A 19,005-nucleotide genomic window follows, 5' to 3' on the forward strand; every position below is an offset into this window, starting at 1 on the left:
CACGCAAACACGGGGAAGAGGTGACGGCGGTGGGGGCGCCGATACGTTCACGCCTGCTCGATTTCGTGGAGCCGGACCCGCCGGAACGAGAGGTCCCGGAGCGGGGACCACGCCCTTCGCATCTGCTGGGCCTCGTGGAGGCGGCCCCGCCCCCCACCCCGGCCACGGACGACCGGCCACGTCCCAAGCCGGGTGTGCCCGCTTACCACACCCCGGTGTGCGTGCCGGCGCATCCGAGATCCGTCGCCGGGACCGGCACGGACGGCCGCCCCGCGCGCGTGCCCTTCATCGTCTTCGAGCTGTTCGAGCATCCCGCTCACGGCACCGTGGCCTTTGCGTTCACCACGCCGCAGAAGCTGGTGGAGGCGCTGGGCGAGGCACAGCCGTGGGTCGCCGCCTCACTCGGCCCTCTGGCGGAGGGCGTGGGCGAGCAGGGCGTCACGGTCCTCCTCGACCCGAAGGTCGCGCCCGGGCAGCACACCTGGAAGCCGGCCGACCTGGCCGCCTACGCGCAAGAGGTACGCCGGTGAGCGACTTCAAGGCGGTCTATGACGACCTCGCCACCATGGCGAAGACCTTCCACGAGCAGGCCGGCGACTACCGCACGTTGCACCCCGACGTGGCACCGCCCGTGGTCAGCGGCGGCGACGCGGGGCTGGACTCGGCCATCAAGGAGGTCGCGGACCTCATCATCTCCCTGCACATCGGCATGGCCGACCGGATGGACGACCACGGAGACAAGGTCGCCTACGCGCGGGACTCCTTCCACCGGCACGACGTGGACGTCCACGGTGTCTTCGAGGACCTGATGACGGGTGAAAGCTGATGGGTGAGAGCTGGGTCGGCGGCGACATCGGCGGACTGCGCACGATGGCCGAGACGTACAAGAACGCCAAGGACAAGCTCGACGACGTGGTCAAGCCGCTCAGCCGCGCCGTCGACAAACTGGTCGGTGACGCGAGCTGGAAGGGCGAGGCGGCCGAGAGCTTCCGCGCCAAGTGGAGCGAGGACGCGCTGGCCGCCGGCGGCTTCGCCGAACTGGTGCACGCGGCGGGCGAGATCCTCGAAACGCTCGCCAACGCCCTGTCCACGTGCGAGACGTCCCTGCAGAACGCGCAGCACATCGCCGCCCGCAAGGGCGTGGCGACGGACGCCAAGGGCGCGCCGCAGCCCATCATGACGGCGAGTCCACCGAGCGCGGACGACCAGAAGACCATCTCCGCGATGAACGAGTACGCCAAGGCGCGCGACGAGATCCTGCACACCGCCCAGCACGCGCGACTGGTAGCGGCGCAGCAGTTGCAGGGGCTGTACGACAAGGTGACGTCGAAGGACGACTCGGTGTCCCCGGGGGACAAGGTCACCCTGTACGACGCGTTGCGCGGCCTGTACGCGTACGACGCCGAGGACGCCCGGGCCGGGGGTATCGAGGCCCGCCAGCACATCGACGCGGCCAAGGCCGAGGCGCAGGCCGCCAAGAAGCAACTCCGCGCCGAGCGCAAGGTGTTCCAGCAGCAGGGCCGACGAATGCCCGACGACCTGCCCGCCAAGAGCGCCTACCGCGACGCGGTCACCAAGGTCGACGGGCTGGAGGAGGACATCGCCCGGGCCGACAACGGCAGCACCAAGTTGCCCTACGACCGTGCCCTGAACGTCAAGCTGGCCGACGCCGCCGACGCGCTGCGCATGGGCAAGGGGCTGGAGGCGCTGCCGGACGCGCTGAGGGAGCTTCCGGTCCTGGACGTCGCCGCGGCAGCCGCCTGCGGTCTGATCGAAGCGAAGGACGACCACGACAAGGGCTGGTCCTGGCAGCACTCCGTGGCCGTCGACGGCGGGGTCGCCCTCGGGGGCCTGGCCGCCGGTGCGGCGATCACGGCGGCTCTGCCCGTCGAGGGTGCCGTCGCCGTCGCCGCGGTCGGTGTCGGCACCGTGGTCGCCGCGACTTCCGTCCTCGATCACGCCTTCCACGAGCACTGGAGCGAGGACATTCACGACCACGGGGTGGTCGGTGGCGTGCTGACCGGGACGAAGCACGTCGTCACCGAGACCGTCGACGACGGAAAGCGACTGGCAAAGGATGTCTGGCATGGCGTCACGAGCATCTTCTGAGGCCCCGGACCCCGAGCTCCCCGTCCCTGTCCCTGCCCTGCCGAAGCTGGGGCGGACGTGGTACCGGCGCGGCGCGCTCTACTGGCTGTGCCGCGCCCGTACGACCGTCTTCGTCATCCTCGCCATGGCCCTGTTCTGCCTCTTCGCTCTGGGCCTGTACTCGGGGGTCCGCGACCTGCTGCCGTCCACCGTGCGTGTCGTGTGGGACGGCGTGCAGGTGGCCGCGTCCGTCGTGACCTCGGTATGGGGTTGGACGACGCAGCGCCGCGGCCACCGCGAGGCGCTTCTGGATCCCCCTGATCCCACCCGGACCCGCCAGGCCAAGCGCGACCACGACAGGCGTGTCCCGGGCCGGATCGCCTTGGGTCGCGGGCTGGTGCTGCTCGCCGCTCCCGTCATGCCGGCCTTCGCCGCGTACGTCGCCGGCTGGCTCGTCGCCTGGCTCACCGTCCGCGAGTACCCGAGTGAAGTCGGCGCCCGCCGCTGGCTCGAGCAGCACGGCGCCGGATCGGTGACCCGCGAGGGCGCATAAGGGGCAAAGCAGTGCATCCTCCGGGGGCTGCCGTGACCGGCCGGGTACGCAGCGAGTTGGCACTTCCGCCCCACCGGCAGCCGTGTGACACTGTCGTCCCCGCCCACCCCACGGACCCCTGCCCCGCCCCTCCCCCACGAGAAGTGCGCCGTGCGTTCTCTTCCTCTGCCGCTCGCCCTCATCGCGCGCCTCACGCCGGTCGCCGTGCTCGCCTGCGCGGGCTGGGCGCTGACGTCGGGCCCAGCCGCACCGACCGCCGCCGAGCACCTGCCGACTCGGCACGCCCCCACCGAGCAGGCCTCCGCGCCGTCCTCGACCGCGGAGTCGAAGACGTACGCCACCGCGCCCTCCCCTTGCTCCAGCGTGCCCGTGGCGACCATCAAGTCCCTGGTGCCGGGTGCCAGGACGGCGGGCAGGGAGATTCCCTCGACCGACACCCAACTGCGCCGCACCTGCTCCTGGAACGCCCTCGCGGGGTACGACTACCGCTGGCTCGACGTCTCCTTCGAGATCTCCGGCTCGGACCAGGAGGCGAAGAAGGAGTACGAGCAGCGCGTCACCGAGAAGAGCGGCGGAGGGGCCGTTCCGGGGCTCGGGGACACCGGCTACTCCATCGTGAACCTCTCCACGGAGGACAAGCAGCAGACCCGTGAGGGCGTGGTGTTGGCCCGCGTCTCCAACGCTCTGGTGATCGTCACCTACAACGGCAGCGACTTCGAGACGAAGAAGGCTCCGAGCACCGACGAGATCAACAAGGGGGCCATCAAGGCCGCCAAGGCGGCCGTGGCCGCGCTGCAGGGCGGCCGGTCCGGCTGACCGCCCCTCAGGAGCGTACGAGGGGCAGTGCCAGGTCGCGCAGCTCCCGCTCGGTGACGAGGCCGGAGTGGACGGCCGCCATCCTGCCCCGGGTGTCGATGACGACCGTGAACGGCACGCCCTGCGGCACCGAACCCTTGGGGAACCTCAGCACCTTGCGGCCGGCGGGGTCACTGAAGCTGGGGTAGGCCAGGTGGTGGTCCCGCTGGAAGGACCGGCCGCTGCCGGTGTCCGAGTCGGTGTTGAGTCCGAGGACCTGAACGCCCCTGGCCGCCAAGTGCTTCTGCGCCGCGTTGAGTTCGGGCGCCTCGGCACGGCAGGGGCCGCACCAGGAGGCCCACGCGTTGAGTACGACGACTTTGCCGCGGTAGTCGGACAGCCGCAGCGGCTTGCCGTCCAGGCTGTCTCCGGCGAACTCGGGCGCGGCCGCGCGCTGTCCGGCGGGCAGGGGCCCGCTCTTCTCCTCGGCCGGGCTCGGAGTGGCCATTCCCGCGTGGCAGGAGGCCAGCGCCAGGCAGGCCGCGGTCCACAGCAAGGGTCTCGTCTTCACGACGAACGAGTATCGCAACAGCCGGGTGCGGCAGGGACATTGGGGTGTTGTAGGTTCCGAGCGGGGCGATCTCCGGCGGACGCCGGGACCACGACACACGGGGGCTGTGGTGGGGAAGCGGTACGCGATCGGGGCCGGAGCGCTGGCCGTCGTGGTGGCGGCGGCCGGTTGGGGGTGGTGGGCCGGGCACGACAGCGGTCCGCGGTACGGGCTGCGCGCGGCCGAGCGGGCGTCCGGCGCGGCGTGTGCGGGCCTGGCCGGTCGGTGGCCCGCACGCCTCGACGGCCACGGCCGCGAAGGGGTGGGGGTGACCGGCGCCGAGGCGTGGGGCGGGGGCGCCGTCACGGCCCGGTGCGGGCTGACCTCGCCGGGACCCTCCCTGGATCCGTGCGTGAGCGTGAACGGTGTGGACTGGCTGATCGAACAGGCGGGCTCCCGGCAGTCGGGGAGGAAGGTCCTCGTCTCCTACGGCCGTGACCCCGCCGTGGAAGTGACGATCGCGCCCGGTGTGCGGGCCGTGGACGAGGTGCTGATCGGCCTGTCCGAGGCCGTCGCCCCGCTCGCGCAGCGGTCGCACTGCCTGGACTCCCAGGGCCACTGACGCGTCCGGCGGCCACCGGCCGCCGGACGCCTCGTCACCGCTCAGACGGCCTCCACCGGGTGAACGGGCTCCGCGGTCTCCTGCTTGCGTCCGGTCAGCAGTGTCAGCACCAGGTACAGCACCAGCGAGGTGCCGAGGCCCACCGCCCAGCCGTAGCCGGCGAGAGGCTTGAGGGCGGGAACGGGACGGCCGTCGATCAGCGGATGGAAGTCCGCGCCGCCGATGGCCAGGACGCCGCCGACCAGGAAGGCGACCACCGCCCGCCAGTTCCAGCCGCCCGCGTACCAGTAGCGGCCGCCCGTGCGGTACAGGTCGGCGAGGGTGAGGCGGGTGCGGCGCAGGACCCAGTAGTCGGCGACGAGGATGCCCGCGACCGTGCCGAGCAGGCCGCCGACCAGACCGAGCCAGGTGAAGATGTAACCCTGCGGGTCGGAGTACAGCTTCCACGGGAAGATCAGCACGGCGAGGACCGAGGTGATCAGGGCGCCCGTGCGGAAACTGACCTTGCGGGGCGCGACGTTGGAGAAGTCGAAGGCCGGGGAGACCAGGTTGGCCGCGATGTTCACGGACAGGGTCGCCACCAGCACGGTGACCAGGGCGTAGAGCAGACCGACCACATTGTCCGTCTTGGCGGCGAGCTGGACCGGGTCCCAGACCGGCTTGCCGTACACCGCCTGCGAACCGGAGGTGACGAGCACGGAGAGGAAGGCGAAGAGCGTCATCGTGGTCGGCAGGCCGAGGGCCTGACCCCAGGTCTGCGCCTTCTGGCTCTTGCCGTACCGGGTGAAGTCGGGGATGTTCAGCGACAGCGTGGACCAGAAGCCGATCATGCCCATGAGGGAGGGCCAGAACAGCTTCCAGAAGTCGCCGCCCCAGCCCAGCCTGGACGGCTGGTCGAACAGTGGGCCGACGCCGCCGGCCTTGCTGCTCATCCACCACAGCATCACGAACGCGCCGACCAGCACGAAAGGCGCGGCCCAGTTCTCGAAGCGGCGGATGGTCTCCATGCCCCGGTAGATGATGGCGACCTGGACCACCCAGAAGATCGCGAACGACAGCCACATGGTCCAGGCGTAGCCGCCGATGTGCGAGGCGTTCGCCCAGCTGTCGCCGATGAGCTTGCCGGCGAGGAAGTAGATGGCCTCGCCGCCGATCCAGGTCTGGATGCCGAACCAGCCGCAGGCCACCAACGCCCGCACGACGGCAGGGAGGTTGGCGCCGCGCACGCCGAAGGAGGCGCGGGCGAAGACCGGGAAGGGGATGCCGTACTTGGGCCCCGCGTGCCCGGTGAGCAGCATGGGCACCAACACGATGAGGTTGGCGAGGGCGATGGTGAAGACGGCCTGCTTCCAGTCCATGCCGACGGCGATCAGACCGGAGGCCAGTGTCCAGGAGGCCGTGTTGTGGGCCATGCCGACCCACAGCGCGGAGAAGTTGTACGTCGTCCAGGTGCGCTTCGCCACCGGGACGGGGAGCAGGTCCTCGTTGGCGTAGGGGCCGCTGGGCTGCGGCGAATCAGGGGCGATTTCCACCCGGCCGTCGGCGAGGGTGACTTGAGCGGTCGGCGGTATGGCCGTGGGAGCGGTGTCGGTCATGGGCAGGCCAATCGAAGAGGGGTGGGACGGGAGAGGCCGTGCGGGTGGCTCCGAGGGGGGTGCGCGGGGAAGCGCCCTGGCCCCCTCCCGGGACGGCGGGAGGGAGAGATCGACTCGTGTACGTCGCTCAGGCGTTGACGGCCGGGATCACCTTGGCGCCGTAGGCGTCGATGGTGGCTTCCTGGGCGTCGTGCATGTCGTACACCGCGAACTGGTCGACGCCCAGCTCGCGCAGCGCGTTCAGTTTCTCGACGTGCTTCTCGGCGGGGCCGATCACGCAGAAGCGGTCCACGATCTCGTCGGGCACGAACTGGGTGTCGGGGTTGCCACTGCGCCCGTGGTGGGCGTAGTCGTAGCCCTGCCGTGCTTTGATGTAGTCGGTGAGTGCGTCGGGGACCTGGGAGGAGTGCTCGCCGTACTTGGCGACCAGGTCGGCGACGTGGTTGCCGACCATGCCGCCGAACCAGCGGCACTGCTCACGCGCGTGGGCGAGTGCCTCGGGCGAGTCGTCCTCGGTGACGTAGGCGGGGGCGGCCACGCAGATGGTGACCTCGGACGGGTCGCGGCCGGCGGCCGCGGCCGCGTCCTTGACGGTCTTCACCATGTATTCGGTCAGGTACAGGTCGGACAGCTGGAGGATGAAACCGTCGGCCTCCTCGCCGGTCATCTTCAGCGCCTTGGGCCCGTACGCGGCCATCCAGACGGGGAGTTCGGCGCCCGGCCCGATCCAGGGGAACCTGATCTTCGTGCCCCCGAGGTCGGCCTCCTCGCCGCGGCCGAGGGCGCGGATGACCTTCATGGCCTCGCTGATCCTGGCCAGGGTGTTCGGCTTGCGTCCGGCGACGCGCATCGCTGAGTCACCGCGGCCGATGCCGCAGACCGTGCGGTTGCCGAACATGTCGTTGAGGGTGGCGAAGGTGGAGGCGGTGACCTCCCAGGTGCGGGTGCCCGGGTTGGTGACCATCGGGCCGACCTTCAACTTCGAGGTGTTGGAGAGGATCTGGCTGTAGATCACGAACGGCTCCTGCCACAGCACGGCGGAGTCGAAGGTCCAGCCGTGGGTGAAGCCGTTGCGCTCGGCCCGCTTCATCAGGCTGACGACGCGGGAGGCCGGCGGGTCGGTCTGCAGGACGAGTCCGAAGTCCATGGCGCACTCCTAGTTGAGGTACTGGCAGGTGGAGCGCGGGGTGTAGACGCCGTGTCCGGCGCGTCCGGTGTACTCCCGCTCGGTGATGACGGGTTCGCCGCGCGAGAGGACGGTCTCGACCCGGCCGGTCGTCCGCCTGCCCTCGTAGGCCGAGTAGTCGACGTTCATGTGGTGCGTCTTCGCGGACATGACCTGCTCGGCGTGCGGGTCGTAGATGACGACGTCGGCGTCGGCGCCCGGGGTGATGGTGCCCTTCTTCGGGTACAGGCCGAACATCCGGGCCGGGGTGGCGCAGGCGATCTCGATCCAGCGGCGGCGGGAGATGTGCCCGTCGACGACGGCCTGGTGGAGCAGGTCCATGCGGTTCTCGACACCGGGCAGACCGTTGGGGATCTTGGAGAAGTCGCCGCGGCCGAGTTCCTTCTGACCGACGAAGCAGAAGGGGCAGTGGTCCGTGGAGACGACCTGCAGATCATTCGTCCGCAGGCCCTGCCAGAGCTTGGCCTGGTGCTCCTTCGGCCTGAGAGGTGTGCTGCAGACGTACTTGGCGCCCTCGAAGTCCGGCTCGGCGAGGTTGTCGGTGGACAGGAACAGGTACTGCGGGCAGGTCTCGCCGAAGACGTTCAGCCCCTCGTCCCGCGCCCGCGCCAGCTCGGCCACCGCCTCCATGGCCGAGACGTGCACGACGTACAGGGGCGCACCGGCGACCTGCGCGAGCCGGATGGCACGGTGGGTGGCCTCGGCCTCCAGCAGGGCCTTGCGGACCTCCCCGTGGTAGCGGGGATCGGTCTCTCCCCGGGCCAGCGCCTGCTCGACCAGCACGTCGATCGCGATGCCGTTCTCGGCGTGCATCATGATCAGGCCGCCGTTCTCGGCCGAGCGCTGCATGGCCCGCAGAATCTGGCCGTCGTCGGAGTAGAACACCCCGGGGTAGGCCATGAACTGCTTGAAGCTGGTCACCCCCTCCTCGACCAGCAGGTCCATCTCCTTGAGCGTCTCCTGGTTCACATCGGAGACGATCATGTGGAAGGCGTAGTCGATCGCGCAGTTGCCCTCGGCCTTGCCGTGCCAGGCGTCCAGGCCCTCCCGCAGGGTGTGGCCGACGCTCTGCACCGCGAAGTCGATGATCGTGGTCGTACCGCCCCAGGCCGCGGCCCGGGTACCGGTCTCGAAGGTGTCGGAGGCGAAGGTGCCGCCGAACGGCAGCTCCATGTGCGTGTGGGCGTCGACACCGCCCGGGACGACGTACTTCCCGGTGGCGTCGATCAGCCGCTCGGCGGTGAACGCCTCGGCGGAGGGCGTGCCCGAGGCGGCGAGGGCGGCGATGCGGCCGTCCTCGATCAGGACGTCGGCGTGGATCTCGTCGGACGCGGTGATGACGAGACCGCCGCGGATGACGGTACGGCTGCTCATGGTCCCTCTCCTGCCGGGGTGAACGGGGCGGTCGGTGCGATCAGGGTGCCGTCAGCGGCGTGTAGGCCCCCGGTGCCCGGTCGCGGTAGAACTGCCAGCGGTCGCGGACCTCGCGGAGCCTGGCCAGGTCGAGGTCTCGGACGACGAGTTCGGTCTCCTTGTCGCTCGCCACCTCGCCGACGAACTGGGCCTCGGGGTCGACGAAGTAGGTGGTGCCGTAGAAGTCGTTGTCGCCCAGGTCCTCCACACCGACCCGGTTGATCGCGCCGACGAAGTACTCGTTGGCCACGGCCGCCGCCGGCTGCTCCAGCTGCCACAGGTAGCGGGACAGGCCGCGCGAGGTGGCCGAGGGGTTGAAGACGATCTCGGCACCGGCGAGGCCGAGCGCCCGCCAGCCCTCCGGGAAGTGGCGGTCGTAGCAGATGTACACGCCGATCCTCCCCACGGCCGTGTCGAAGACGGGCCAGCCGCTGTTGCCGGGGCGGAAGTAGAACTTCTCCCAGAACCCCTGGACCTGGGGGATGTGGGTCTTGCGGTACTTGCCCAGGTAGGAGCCGTCCGCGTCGATCACGGCGGCCGTGTTGTAGAGGACGCCCGGCTGCTCCTCCTCGTACATCGGCAGGACGAGGACGATGCCCAGCTCCTTCGCGAGCGCCTGGAAGCGCTTGACGGTGGGGCCGTTCGGGATCTGCTCGGCGTACTCGTAGAACGCCTTGTCCTGGACCTGGCAGAAGTAGGGGCCGTAGAACAGCTCCTGGAAGCACAGCACCTGGGCCCCCTGCGCGGCCGCGTCGCGGGCCGCCTGCTCGTGGACCTGGATCATGGATTCCTTGTCGCCGGTCCAGGCGGTCTGGAAGAGGGCGGCACGGATCACTCGGCTCATCGGGACCTCCGGTAGCTCGGTGTACGGCGAGCGTAGAAAGCCCCGAGGAGCCGTTCGATGGGCAGCGTGTCACGTCTGCGGGCGATCGGCGTGCCACTGTGTCACGCGTTCGCGAACCCATGTTTCACCGCCGTTTTCCCGGGTCGTGGCATGTTTCACCCCTGTTGCGCGTCATGCGCGAGCAGCGCGATGTGCACCGAGGCCGCCTGCTCGAAGTCGTCGAGGTCGACGCCGAGACGTGCCTGTATCGCCTCCAGGCGGCGGTACAGGGCGGGCCGGGAGACATGGTGGAGCTGGGCCGTGCGGGACTTGTTGCGCCCGGTCGCCAGATAGGTGCGCAGCACGTTCAGCAGCTGCTGGTCGGAGCCGCACAGCAGTCCGTCCAGCTCCCGCTCGGCGAAGGACTGCACGTGCGGGTCGTCCCTGAGCAGCCGGATCAGGCCGCGCAGATGGACGTCCCGCAGGCGTACGACGGCCGGCAGGTCGAGAACGGCGGAGGAGTCGGCCACCGCGTCGGCGACGTGCCGCGCCTCGCGCAGCCCGGCCGGCACGTCGTCCCAGTCCGTGCGTGGATCGGCCGCGGCGACCACCGCGTTCGGCATCCCGGTCTCGGCCCGCAGCCGGGCCGCGAAGTGCCCGGTCAGCACCTCTGCCTGCTGGTCACGGGGAAGGCTGAGCAGGACGGCGGTGGCGCCGTCGGCCAGCTCGGCGACGAGCCCGGACATCCCCAACACGCGTAGCAGCCGGTCGAGTTGGTCCGGCTCACCGCCCGGGACGACGAGGGGCACGAAGGTCCGCCGGTTCACCGCCAGCCCGGCCGCCCGCGCCCGGGGCAGCAGTTGCCTGGCCGGTACGACCCCGGAGACGAGGTCGGTCAGCAGGCCCTGCGCGGACTGCTCCTCCCAGGTGTGCGCGGATCCGCCGAGCATGCGGTGCAGGACCAGGGCCTCGGCGGCCCGGTCGGCGAGCAGCCGCCCGGTGGCCGCGTCACCCCGGTACCCGCACAGCAGCAACCGGCCCCACCGCTCCCCGCGTCCGCCCAGTTCGGCGCGGATCCAGCCGTCGCCCTCGCTGCCGCCCGCCTGCCGGGCGATCCGCTCCCAGTCGCGCAGCACGTCGTCGACCGCCGGCCGCTCCCCCGCCGTGGCGAGCACGCGGTGGGCGAGGTTGGTGACGACGACCGGGCAGCCGCTGTGCTGGGCGACCTCGTCGAGCAGCCGCCCGAGCGGAGCGCCCGCGGTGATCAGCCCGGTGAGGGCGGTCCGTACGGTCTCCGAGAGGCTCACGGCGGCGAACTTCCGCCGCACCAGCCGGGACTGGACCTCCTCCGTCAGCTCCGCGAAGGGGAACGGCCGGTGCAGGACGACCAGGGGCAGGCCGCACCGCTCGGCGGCCCGGCGCATCACCTCGGGCGGCGTCGGAAAGGCCCGGCCGAGCCCGAGCACGACGGCCGCGGCCTCGGCGCGGTGCAGGGACTGGATGTACTCGGCCTGCCTGGCCTCGTCGCCGGCGAGCAGCACGCCGGTGGTGAGCACCATCTCGCCGCCGCTGAGCATCACGCCCACATCGGCGGCCTCGGCGACGTGCACCCAGCGCACGGGCCGGTCCAGTTGGCCGGCACCGGCCACCACCTCGGGCTCCCCGGCCTGGACCCGCTCCAGGGTCAGCACCTGGCGAACCGACAGGGCGGATTCCGGGGGCTGCCAGGCGGCGTGCCGGATGTCAGAGATGGTGGCCATGGCCGTATCCCTTGCTCGGGCGGTACTGGGGGCAGCGCCCCGAAGGGGCGCGGGGAACTGCGCGACCGGCGACGACGGCCCGCGGACGATGACGGCCCGTCACGACGCCTCCCGCGGAGCGCTCAGTACGTGCTCCGCAGGGCGCTTTCGAGGATCGCCGCGCCCTCCTCGGCCTCCGCGACGGTCAGCGACAGCGGCGGGGCGATGCGCAGGGCGCTGGTGTTGTGGCCGCCGCCCTTGCCGATGAGCAACCCGCCCTCGCGGGCCGCCTCCAGGACAGCCGCGGCCGCCGGCGGATCGGCCTCGTCGGTCCCGGGCCTGACCAGCTCGACGCCGATCATCAGCCCACGCCCGCGCACCTCTCGGACACCGGGCAGCTGGGCGGCGACGGCCCGCAGCCGCTCGATGAGCAGTCCGCCGACCCGCCGGGCGTTGCCCTGGAGATCGTGTTCGAGGAGGTAGGTGAGGTTGGCGAGACCGGCGGCCATGGTGAGCTGGGTTCCGCCGAAGGTCGAAATGCTGTTGGCGTCCAGGCAGTTCATGATCTCGGCGCGAGCGATCACCCCGCCGATGGACGTGCCGTTGCCGATGCCCTTGGCGAAGGTGACGATGTCCGGCGGCCCGCTGCGGGCGTGCGCCTGCCAGCCCCAGAAGTGCTCGCCGGTCCGTCCCCATCCCGTCTGCACCTCGTCGGCGATCCACAGGACCCCGTGTGCGTTCAGCACGTCACGGAACGCCGCGTACAGGCCGTCCGGCGGTGCGGTGAAGCCGCCGACACCCTGGATCGGTTCGGCGATCAGGGCGGCCGGCGGGCGGGTCTGCCCGAGGATGTCCTGCAGATCCGCCACGCATGCGTCGATGAACGCGCGGTCGTCCAGCTGGGCGAACGGGCCCCGGCTGCGGACGCCTCCGTGGACGTACAGGGTCTGCAGCGGGGACAGCGAGGTCGGGGACCAGCTGCGGTTGCCGGTGATGCCGACCGTGCTGAAGGAACGGCCGTGGTAGCTGTTGCGCATCGCCAGGACCGTGTTGCTGCGCCGGTAGGTGGTGGCGAGCAGCAGGGCGGTGTCGTTGGCCTCGGTGCCGGAGGTGGTGAAGAACACCCGGGCGTCCGGGATGCCGCTCAACTGGGCGATGCGCTCGGCGAGTTCGACCATCGGCCGGTTGAGGTACAGCGTCGAGGAGTGGATGATCCGGCCGGCCTGCTCGGTGACCGCCTTGGTCACCTCGGGCAGGGCGTGCGCGGTCATGGTGGTGAGGATGCCGCCGAAGAAGTCCAGGTACCTGTTGCCGGCGGAGTCCCAGACATGACGGCCCTCGCCGTGCGTGATCTCCAGCGGCTGGTCGTAGTACAGCGCGAGCCAGTCCGGCAGGACGTTGCGGTGGCGGGCGTACAGGTCGTTCACGGCTGCACCAGTCCTTCGTAGGCGTCGGGGCGGCGGTCGCGGTAGAAGGCCCACTGCTGCCGCACCTGCTCGATGAGGTCGAAGTCCAGGTCACGGACGACGAGTTCCTCGGCCTTGTCGCCGGCGACGTCGCCGACGAACTGCCCGCGCGGGTCGACGAAGTAACTCGTGCCGTAGAAGTCGTTGTCGCCGTACTCCTCCTTGCCGACCCGGTTGATGGCGGCGACGAAGTACTCGTTGGCGACGGCCGCCGCGGGCTGCTCGAGCTGCCACAGGTGCGAGGACAGGCCGCGGTGGGTGGCGGACGGGTTGTAGACCAACTGGGCGCCGTTCAGGCCGAGTTGCCGCCATCCCTCGGGGAAGTGCCGGTCGTAGCAGATGTAGACGCCGACCTTGCCGACGGCCGTGTCGAAGACGGGCCAGCCGAGGTTGCCCGGTTTGAAGTAGTACTTCTCCCAGAAGCCCTTGACCTGGGGGATGTGGTGCTTGCGGTACTTACCCAGGCAGGAGCCGTCGGCGTCGACCACGGCGGCGGTGTTGTAGTAGAAGCCGGACTGCTCGATCTCGAAGACCGGTACGACGATCACCATGCCGGTCTCGCGGGCGAGGTCCTGCATCCGGCGGACGGTCGGCCCGTCGGGCACCGGTTCGGCCCAGCGGTAGTGCTCCGGCTCCTGGACCTGGCAGAAGTAGGGCGCGTTGAAGACTTCCTGGAACCCGATGATCTTCGCGCCCCGCTGGGCCGCCTCGCGGGCGTGCTTCTCGTGTTTCGCCACCATGGACTCGGTGTCGCCGGTCCAGGTGGCCTGGACCAGTGCGGCACGTACGACGTTGGCCATGAGCTGCTCCTTCGACGCGACGTCCGAGCCTCTACGCCCGTAGAAACGGCCTGTAGAGGGTCGAAAGTAAGCCTCGCCGAGGCCCTTGCCAAGACCATCGTCGTCAACCCGCGGAGTCGATCACGTTTCACACTCCTTAGGGTGATCCGAGCGGCCGGTCAGGCGGTGAATCCCGCGACCCGGAGGGCGTGCACCAGGTCCCACTCGCGCTCCTTGGACACGCCCCGGGCGGCCTCCAGCAGGAGCGGCACGAGGCGGCGCGGGTCGGCGGCGACGCTGAGGGCGGCCGCCTCGGGGGTGCGGACGCGGACGTAGGCGTCCAGCAGGGCCCGCACCTCACGCCCCCGCCCCTGCGCGTCCAGCCCCAGCACTGCGGCGCCGATGTCCTCGGCCGGCCTGGCCACCCCCTGCCGCAGCATCTGCTGCCCGTCCGCCGCCCTCCCGGCCGCCTCCAGCGCGTCGGCTGCGGCGACCAGCCGTTCGGCGGGCAGCGAGGCGGCCTCCCAGAGCAGCGTGGCCCAGTCGGCGCCGAGCCCGGCGCGCTGCAGGCCGTCCGCGAGCAGCGGGAAGCGGGCGGCCGGCCAGTGCGTGATCTCGACCAGCAGCGCATGCGCCTCGCCACTGCGCCCCTCCGCCCGCAGCCGTACCAGGCTCTCCAGGGCCACGGTGACGGCCGAGCCCGCCTCGGCGTCCACGACCTCGACGGGTGCCCGCACCGGCGCGACAGGCTCCGCCGCCCCGGCGAACCGGGCACCGCGCGGGGCACGCCGCCCTGCCTGCGCCTCCGGCACGACCGCGGCGGGAGTCTGCGGTACGACGACGGGGGCGGCCTCGTCCTCGACCATCCCGGCGAACCGCGCACCGCCACGGCGGCGCTTGCGGGGATGCGCGGGGGGCGCGGCCGCGGGAGCGGCCTCAGGGGAGGGAGCCCCGCCCGTGCCACCCCCCACCCCGGCGCCGTCGAAGGCCCCGGAACCGGCCGTACGGTCCTCCGCCGGCGTCCGTGACCCGTCGGGTTCCGGCACTCCCCCGTCACCGCCACCCCGCGCAGCCGGTACCTGCCCGCCCGGCCCTCCCAGCCCTCTGCGGTCCACCTCGGCCATGCGGTTGCGGAGTTCGGCACACCGGGCGGTGGCCCTGTCGTGGTCGTCGCGGGCCCAGGCGATGTCCAGACGGAGGGCGTCGGCCTCCTCCCGGGAGGTCGCAGCGGCGAGCAGGCGGTTCAGTTCGGTCTGGCGTTCCACGGCGTACCGCTGTTCGCGGAGCATCACGTCGAGGCGGTCACCGAGGGCGTCCCGGGCGCCGGGCCGGGCGTCGTACGCCGTGACGGCGGCGGCGTGCAGGGCACGGGCCCTTTCCCGCTCGGCCGCGGCCGCGGCGGGGCCGTACGCCGCGGCGAGGTCCTGCAGCAGCGCCTCCAGCACGTCCCACGGCGGCACCTCGCGCCCGTCGAGGCAGGCCTGCATGCCTTCCGGGTCGCGCTGCCAGAAAACCCCGCACCAGCCTCCGCCCTGGTCCAGGCGCCCCAGGAGGCCGTCCAGGTAGTTCGCGAACTCCCCGATCCGGGCAGGGAGTTGATCCACGGCCATGTCCGACTCCCACCCGACTGCCAGCACTCCGCTCGGTAGGCAACACCAGCCGTGTTACGGGCCTGCTACGCACAGTTTTCGGGGAGCATGCGAGCACCTCATCGCACGATCCCGGCCCCTGCGCGCACCGGCCCTCCGGAGGGGTACGTCAGACGCCCACCAGCGCGCACCGCGCCACCAGCTCGTCCATGGAGAGCCCGAGCAGCCGGGCCGGCGCGGCCACCGTGAAGAACGCCTGGGCCGGCGCCCGCCGGTCTCGATTTCGCGGAGGTCTCGGCCGAGATGCCCGCGCCGGCCGCGACCTCGGTCATGCTCCGCCCGCCGCGCGCCTCGCGAAGCAACCGCCCGAGCTGCTCACCGCGTTCGCGCCCTTCGGGAGTGAGAGGGGTGCGCACCATGACCGGCATTCTCCTACCGACCCCATCCGCCTCCCAATTAAAATACCGGTATAGCAATGGGCACGGTGGAGCTGACGTCGGACACGTCGATCGCCTGCGGCGCCGAGCTGAACGGCCGGGCGGGCGACTCGGCGATCAGCTTCGTGACCGGCCGCCCACGCCCGGCGGACCCCGCGCCTGATCGACACCGCCGAGCGTGCCCTGGCGGCGGGCATCGCGGCGGCCGTCGTCGGCCACCGCGCCGGCGACATCACGCATGCCATCGGCCGCGTCTGCCGCACCGCCGGCCACCACATCCCGTACGGCTGTCTGCGGCCACGGCGTCGGCCGCCGCATGCACGAGGATCCGGACCTCCCGAACGAGGACCGGCCCGGCAGGGCCTTCCGCTGCGCCCGGCACGGTCCTGGCGATCGAGCCGATGCCGATCGCGAGCGGCGGGGACGGCCACCACACGGCGAGCGAACCCTGCGTACGGCCGACGGCTCCCGGGCGGCCCATACGGAGCACACGGTGGCGATCACGGAAACGGGACGTCACGTCCTCACGGCGAGGGCACCACCCCGAGCCCCGCGGCGCCGAATCCACGCGCGGCTGCACCGCGGAGCACGGACGCCCTCACGCGAGCCACACCCGCCCGCCGGGCAGCCGCACCCGACGAGGGGGCGTTGGTGCACATGCCCTTCGCAGAAGCTCGTGTCATCGTGGCATGAGCGGCCCGCCCCCGGGTTACCCGGCCGCTCCGCACGTCGTCTGCGAAGGAAACGAAACGATGACCAGCGGCTACATCGGCCCGGAGGATCCCTTCGGAGAATTTCTCGCCCGCTTCTTCAGCGGAGCCGGCGGCGACCGGCCCGGCCCGAGGCACATCGACATCGGCCGGCTGCTCAGCCAGCCGGCCCGTGAGCTGGTCAGAGGAGCCGCCCAGTACGCCGCCGAGCACGGCAGCCGGGACCTGGACACCCAGCACCTGCTGCGCGCGGCCGTGGCGGCCGAGCCCACCCGGACTCTGCTGAGCCGTGCCGGCGCGGATCCGGACTCCCTCGCGACGGAGATCGACCACCGCTCGGGCCCGGTCCAGCATCCACCGGGCGACGTGCCGCCGCCGACCTCCCTGTCGCTCACCCCGGCCGTCAAGCGGGCCCTGCTCGACGCGCACGACATGGCGCGGGCGAGCGGTGCCGGGTACATCGGCCCGGAGCATGTACTGAGCGCGCTGGCCGCCAACCCGGACTCGGCGGCCGGGCACATCCTGAACGCGGCCCGCTTCTCGGCGGGCGGCCGGCCGCCGGAGGCCCCGGAGGCGCCCCAGACGCGCCCGGAGCGCCAGCGGCCCACCTCCACGCCCACGCTGGACAAGTACGGCCGGGACCTCACCGACCTCGCCCGCCAGAGCCGTATCGACCCCGTCATCGGCCGCGACTCGGAGATCGAACAGACAATCGAGGTGCTGTCCCGGCGCGGCAAGAACAACCCCGTGCTGATCGGCGACGCGGGCGTCGGTAAGACGGCGATCGTCGAGGGGCTCGCCGAACGGATCGCGGACGGGGACGTGCCGGACGTGCTGGCCGGGCGGCGGGTGGTGGCCCTGGACCTGACCGGTGTGGTCGCGGGCACCCGCTACCGGGGTGACTTCGAGGAGCGCCTGAACAACATCGTGGAGGAGATCCGCGCCCACTCCGACCGGCTGATCGTCTTCATCGACGAGCTGCACACCGTCGTCGGTGCCGGCTCGGGCGGCGAGGGCGGTGCGATGGACGCGGGCAACATCCTCAAGCCCGCGCTCGCCCGGGGTGAGCTGCACGTCGTCGGCGCGACCACGCTGGAGGAGTACCGGCGGATCGAGAAGGACGCGGCGCTGGCCCGCCGGTTCCAGCCGATCCTGGTGCCGGAGCCGACGGTCGAGGACACGATCGAGATCCTGCGCGGCCTGCGCGACCGGTACGAGGCCCACCACCAGGTCCGCTACACCGACGAGGCGCTGCTGGCCGCCGTGGAGCTGTCGGACCGCTATCTGACGGACCGGCGCCTGCCCGACAAGGCGATCGACCTGATCGACCAGGCCGGAGCCCGGGTACGGCTCGGCGCCCGGACCAAGGGCACGGACGTGCGCACGATGGAGCGCGAGGTCGAGCAGCTCGTCTGCGACAAGGACCAGGCGGTGGCCGACGAGCAGTACGAGCAGGCCACCCAGCTGCGCGACCGGATCGGGGAGCTGAAGCAGCGCATCGCCGAGGCGAGCGGCGGCGACAAGGCCGACGAGGGGCTGGACCTGGAGGTGACGGCGGAGGCCATCGCCGAGGTGGTGTCCCGGCAGACCGGCATCCCGGTCAGCCGTCTGACCCAGGAGGAGAAGGAGCGGCTGCTCGGCCTGGAGGATCATCTGCACCAGCGGGTGGTCGGCCAGGAGGAGGCGGTGAGTGTGGTCGCCGAGGCAGTGCTGCGCTCCCGGGCCGGGCTCTCCAGCCCGGACCGGCCGATCGGCAGCTTCCTCTTCCTCGGCCCGACCGGCGTCGGCAAGACCGAGCTGGCCCGCGCGCTCGCCGAGGCCCTGTTCGGCAGCGAGGACCGCATGGTCCGGCTCGACATGAGCGAGTACCAGGAGCGGCACACCGTCTCCCGGCTGGTCGGCGCCCCGCCCGGGTACGTCGGCCACGAGGAGGCCGGTCAGCTCACCGAGGTGGTGCGCAGGCACCCGTACTCCCTGCTCCTGCTCGACGAGGTGGAGAAGGCCCATCCGGACGTCTTCAACATCCTGCTCCAGGTGCTGGACGACGGCCGCCTCACCGACTCGCAGGGCCGGACGGTGGACTTCACCAACACGGTCATCGTGATGACCAGCAACCTCGGCTCCGAGGCGATCACCCGGCGCGGTGCCGGGATCGGCTTCGGGCCGGGCGGCGCGGACGCGGACGAGGAGGCGCGGCGCGAGCAGATCCTCAGGCCGCTGCGGGAGCACTTCAGGCCGGAGTTCCTCAACCGCATCGACGAGATCGTGGTCTTCAGGCAGCTGACGACCGACCAACTGCGCCGGATCACCGACCTGTTGCTGGAGCGCACCCGCCGGCTGCTGGACGGCCAGGGGGTCTCGGTGGAGTTCACCGACCGGGCGGTCGACTGGCTCGCCGAGCGCGGCTACCAGCCCGAGTACGGTGCCCGCCCGCTGCGCCGCACCATCCAGCGGGAGGTGGACAACCAGCTGTCCCGGCTGCTGCTGAACGGCACGATCACCTCGGGCAGCCGGGTCACGGTGGACGTGGCGGACGGGCGGCTGGACTTCCGTACGCGGGAGGCGACGCCGCCCGCCCCGGAGCCGCGGGAGGCGACGCCGCCCGCCCCGGAGCCGGCGGAGGAAGCACCGCCGCCGGCACCCGAGTTGTAGGCGGACAG

The 19,005-nt window shown here is 71.6% G+C and carries 16 protein-coding genes and 2 pseudogenes; 8 read left to right on the top strand and 10 right to left on the bottom strand.

Translation table 11 applies throughout. The features are described 5' to 3' along the window. The first annotated feature begins 29 nt into the window (after positions 1–29). The 5 genes from ACFZDC_RS10295 (at position 30) to ACFZDC_RS10315 (ending at position 3,457) form a co-directional block, all read left to right on the top strand. Entirely contained in the window at positions 30–530 is a 501-nt protein-coding gene (locus tag ACFZDC_RS10295) for an SAV_915 family protein (protein WP_391322116.1), read from the top strand. Then, on the top strand, positions 527–826 hold the full coding sequence (locus tag ACFZDC_RS10300; RefSeq protein WP_391322118.1) for a DUF6317 family protein: 300 nt from the start codon (positions 527–529) through the stop codon (positions 824–826). The genes ACFZDC_RS10295 and ACFZDC_RS10300 overlap by 4 nt, the downstream gene beginning before the upstream one ends. Then, positions 826–2,109 carry a WXG100 family type VII secretion target gene (locus ACFZDC_RS10305; RefSeq protein ID WP_391322120.1) on the top strand — a complete coding sequence of 428 codons (1,284 nt, stop codon included), beginning with the start codon at positions 826–828 and terminating at the stop codon, positions 2,107–2,109. The genes ACFZDC_RS10300 and ACFZDC_RS10305 overlap by 1 nt, the downstream gene beginning before the upstream one ends. Next, the gene (locus tag ACFZDC_RS10310) at positions 2,087–2,641 is read left to right on the top strand and encodes a hypothetical protein (protein WP_391322122.1); all 555 of its coding nucleotides are present in this window, start codon (positions 2,087–2,089) and stop codon (positions 2,639–2,641) included. The genes ACFZDC_RS10305 and ACFZDC_RS10310 overlap by 23 nt, the downstream gene beginning before the upstream one ends. Before the next feature lie 150 nt (positions 2,642–2,791). After that, the gene (locus ACFZDC_RS10315) at positions 2,792–3,457 is read left to right on the top strand and encodes a hypothetical protein (protein WP_391322123.1); all 666 of its coding nucleotides are present in this window, start codon (positions 2,792–2,794) and stop codon (positions 3,455–3,457) included. A gap of 7 nt (positions 3,458–3,464) precedes the next feature. Here ACFZDC_RS10315 and ACFZDC_RS10320 read toward each other — a convergent pair whose 3' ends face one another. Next, the gene (locus tag ACFZDC_RS10320; protein ID WP_391322125.1) at positions 3,465–4,007 is read right to left on the bottom strand and encodes a redoxin domain-containing protein; all 543 of its coding nucleotides are present in this window, start codon (positions 4,005–4,007) and stop codon (positions 3,465–3,467) included. A 106-nt stretch (positions 4,008–4,113) separates the two neighbouring features. Between ACFZDC_RS10320 and ACFZDC_RS10325 the strand changes: the two genes are divergently transcribed. Next, positions 4,114–4,608, top strand: a complete 495-nt coding sequence (locus ACFZDC_RS10325) for a DUF3515 family protein (RefSeq protein ID WP_391322126.1) — start codon at positions 4,114–4,116, stop codon at positions 4,606–4,608. A 41-nt stretch (positions 4,609–4,649) separates the two neighbouring features. On the opposite strand, the gene ACFZDC_RS10330 is transcribed toward ACFZDC_RS10325, so the two are convergent. From ACFZDC_RS10330 to ACFZDC_RS10370, 9 genes and pseudogenes are all read right to left on the bottom strand, one after another. Beyond that, the gene (locus ACFZDC_RS10330; protein WP_391322128.1) at positions 4,650–6,203 is read right to left on the bottom strand and encodes an NCS1 family nucleobase:cation symporter; all 1,554 of its coding nucleotides are present in this window, start codon (positions 6,201–6,203) and stop codon (positions 4,650–4,652) included. A gap of 127 nt (positions 6,204–6,330) precedes the next feature. After that, a complete protein-coding gene (locus ACFZDC_RS10335; RefSeq protein WP_391322130.1) occupies positions 6,331–7,350 on the bottom strand; it encodes a TIGR03842 family LLM class F420-dependent oxidoreductase in 1,020 nt (339 codons plus the stop codon). A gap of 9 nt (positions 7,351–7,359) precedes the next feature. Further along, positions 7,360–8,763: a dihydropyrimidinase gene (hydA, locus tag ACFZDC_RS10340; protein ID WP_391322132.1), complete on the bottom strand. Its 1,404-nt coding sequence runs from the start codon at positions 8,761–8,763 to the stop codon at positions 7,360–7,362. Between the two features lie 40 nt (positions 8,764–8,803). Continuing rightward, a complete protein-coding gene (locus ACFZDC_RS10345) occupies positions 8,804–9,646 on the bottom strand; it encodes a nitrilase-related carbon-nitrogen hydrolase (protein WP_391322134.1) in 843 nt (280 codons plus the stop codon). A gap of 155 nt (positions 9,647–9,801) precedes the next feature. Continuing rightward, a complete protein-coding gene (locus ACFZDC_RS10350; protein WP_391322136.1) occupies positions 9,802–11,385 on the bottom strand; it encodes a PucR family transcriptional regulator ligand-binding domain-containing protein in 1,584 nt (527 codons plus the stop codon). A gap of 122 nt (positions 11,386–11,507) precedes the next feature. Continuing rightward, positions 11,508–12,791, bottom strand: a complete 1,284-nt coding sequence (locus ACFZDC_RS10355; protein ID WP_391322138.1) for an aminotransferase class III-fold pyridoxal phosphate-dependent enzyme — start codon at positions 12,789–12,791, stop codon at positions 11,508–11,510. Further along, positions 12,788–13,630 (bottom strand): nitrilase-related carbon-nitrogen hydrolase, encoded by an 843-nt coding sequence (locus ACFZDC_RS10360; RefSeq protein ID WP_391322140.1) that lies wholly within the window; start codon positions 13,628–13,630, stop codon positions 12,788–12,790. Before ACFZDC_RS10360 ends, ACFZDC_RS10355 begins: the two co-directional genes overlap by 4 nt. Positions 13,631–13,788: 158 nt before the next feature. Then, entirely contained in the window at positions 13,789–15,219 is a 1,431-nt protein-coding gene (locus ACFZDC_RS10365) for a hypothetical protein (RefSeq protein ID WP_391322142.1), read from the bottom strand. 148 nt (positions 15,220–15,367) lie between these two features. Then, positions 15,368–15,617, bottom strand: a pseudogene (locus ACFZDC_RS10370) (XRE family transcriptional regulator). An 86-nt stretch (positions 15,618–15,703) separates the two neighbouring features. On the opposite strand from ACFZDC_RS10370, the pseudogene ACFZDC_RS10375 reads away from it, so the two are divergent. Both ACFZDC_RS10375 and ACFZDC_RS10380 read left to right on the top strand, forming a co-directional pair. After that, positions 15,704–16,170, top strand: a pseudogene (locus ACFZDC_RS10375) (M24 family metallopeptidase); the annotation flags it as partial. A 217-nt stretch (positions 16,171–16,387) separates the two neighbouring features. Beyond that, entirely contained in the window at positions 16,388–18,997 is a 2,610-nt protein-coding gene (locus ACFZDC_RS10380; protein ID WP_391322144.1) for an AAA family ATPase, read from the top strand. The last annotated feature ends 8 nt before the right edge of the window (positions 18,998–19,005 follow it).

Source organism: Streptomyces sp. NPDC007905 (assembly GCF_042959345.1).
Taxonomy (GTDB): Bacteria; Actinomycetota; Actinomycetes; order Streptomycetales; family Streptomycetaceae; genus Streptomyces.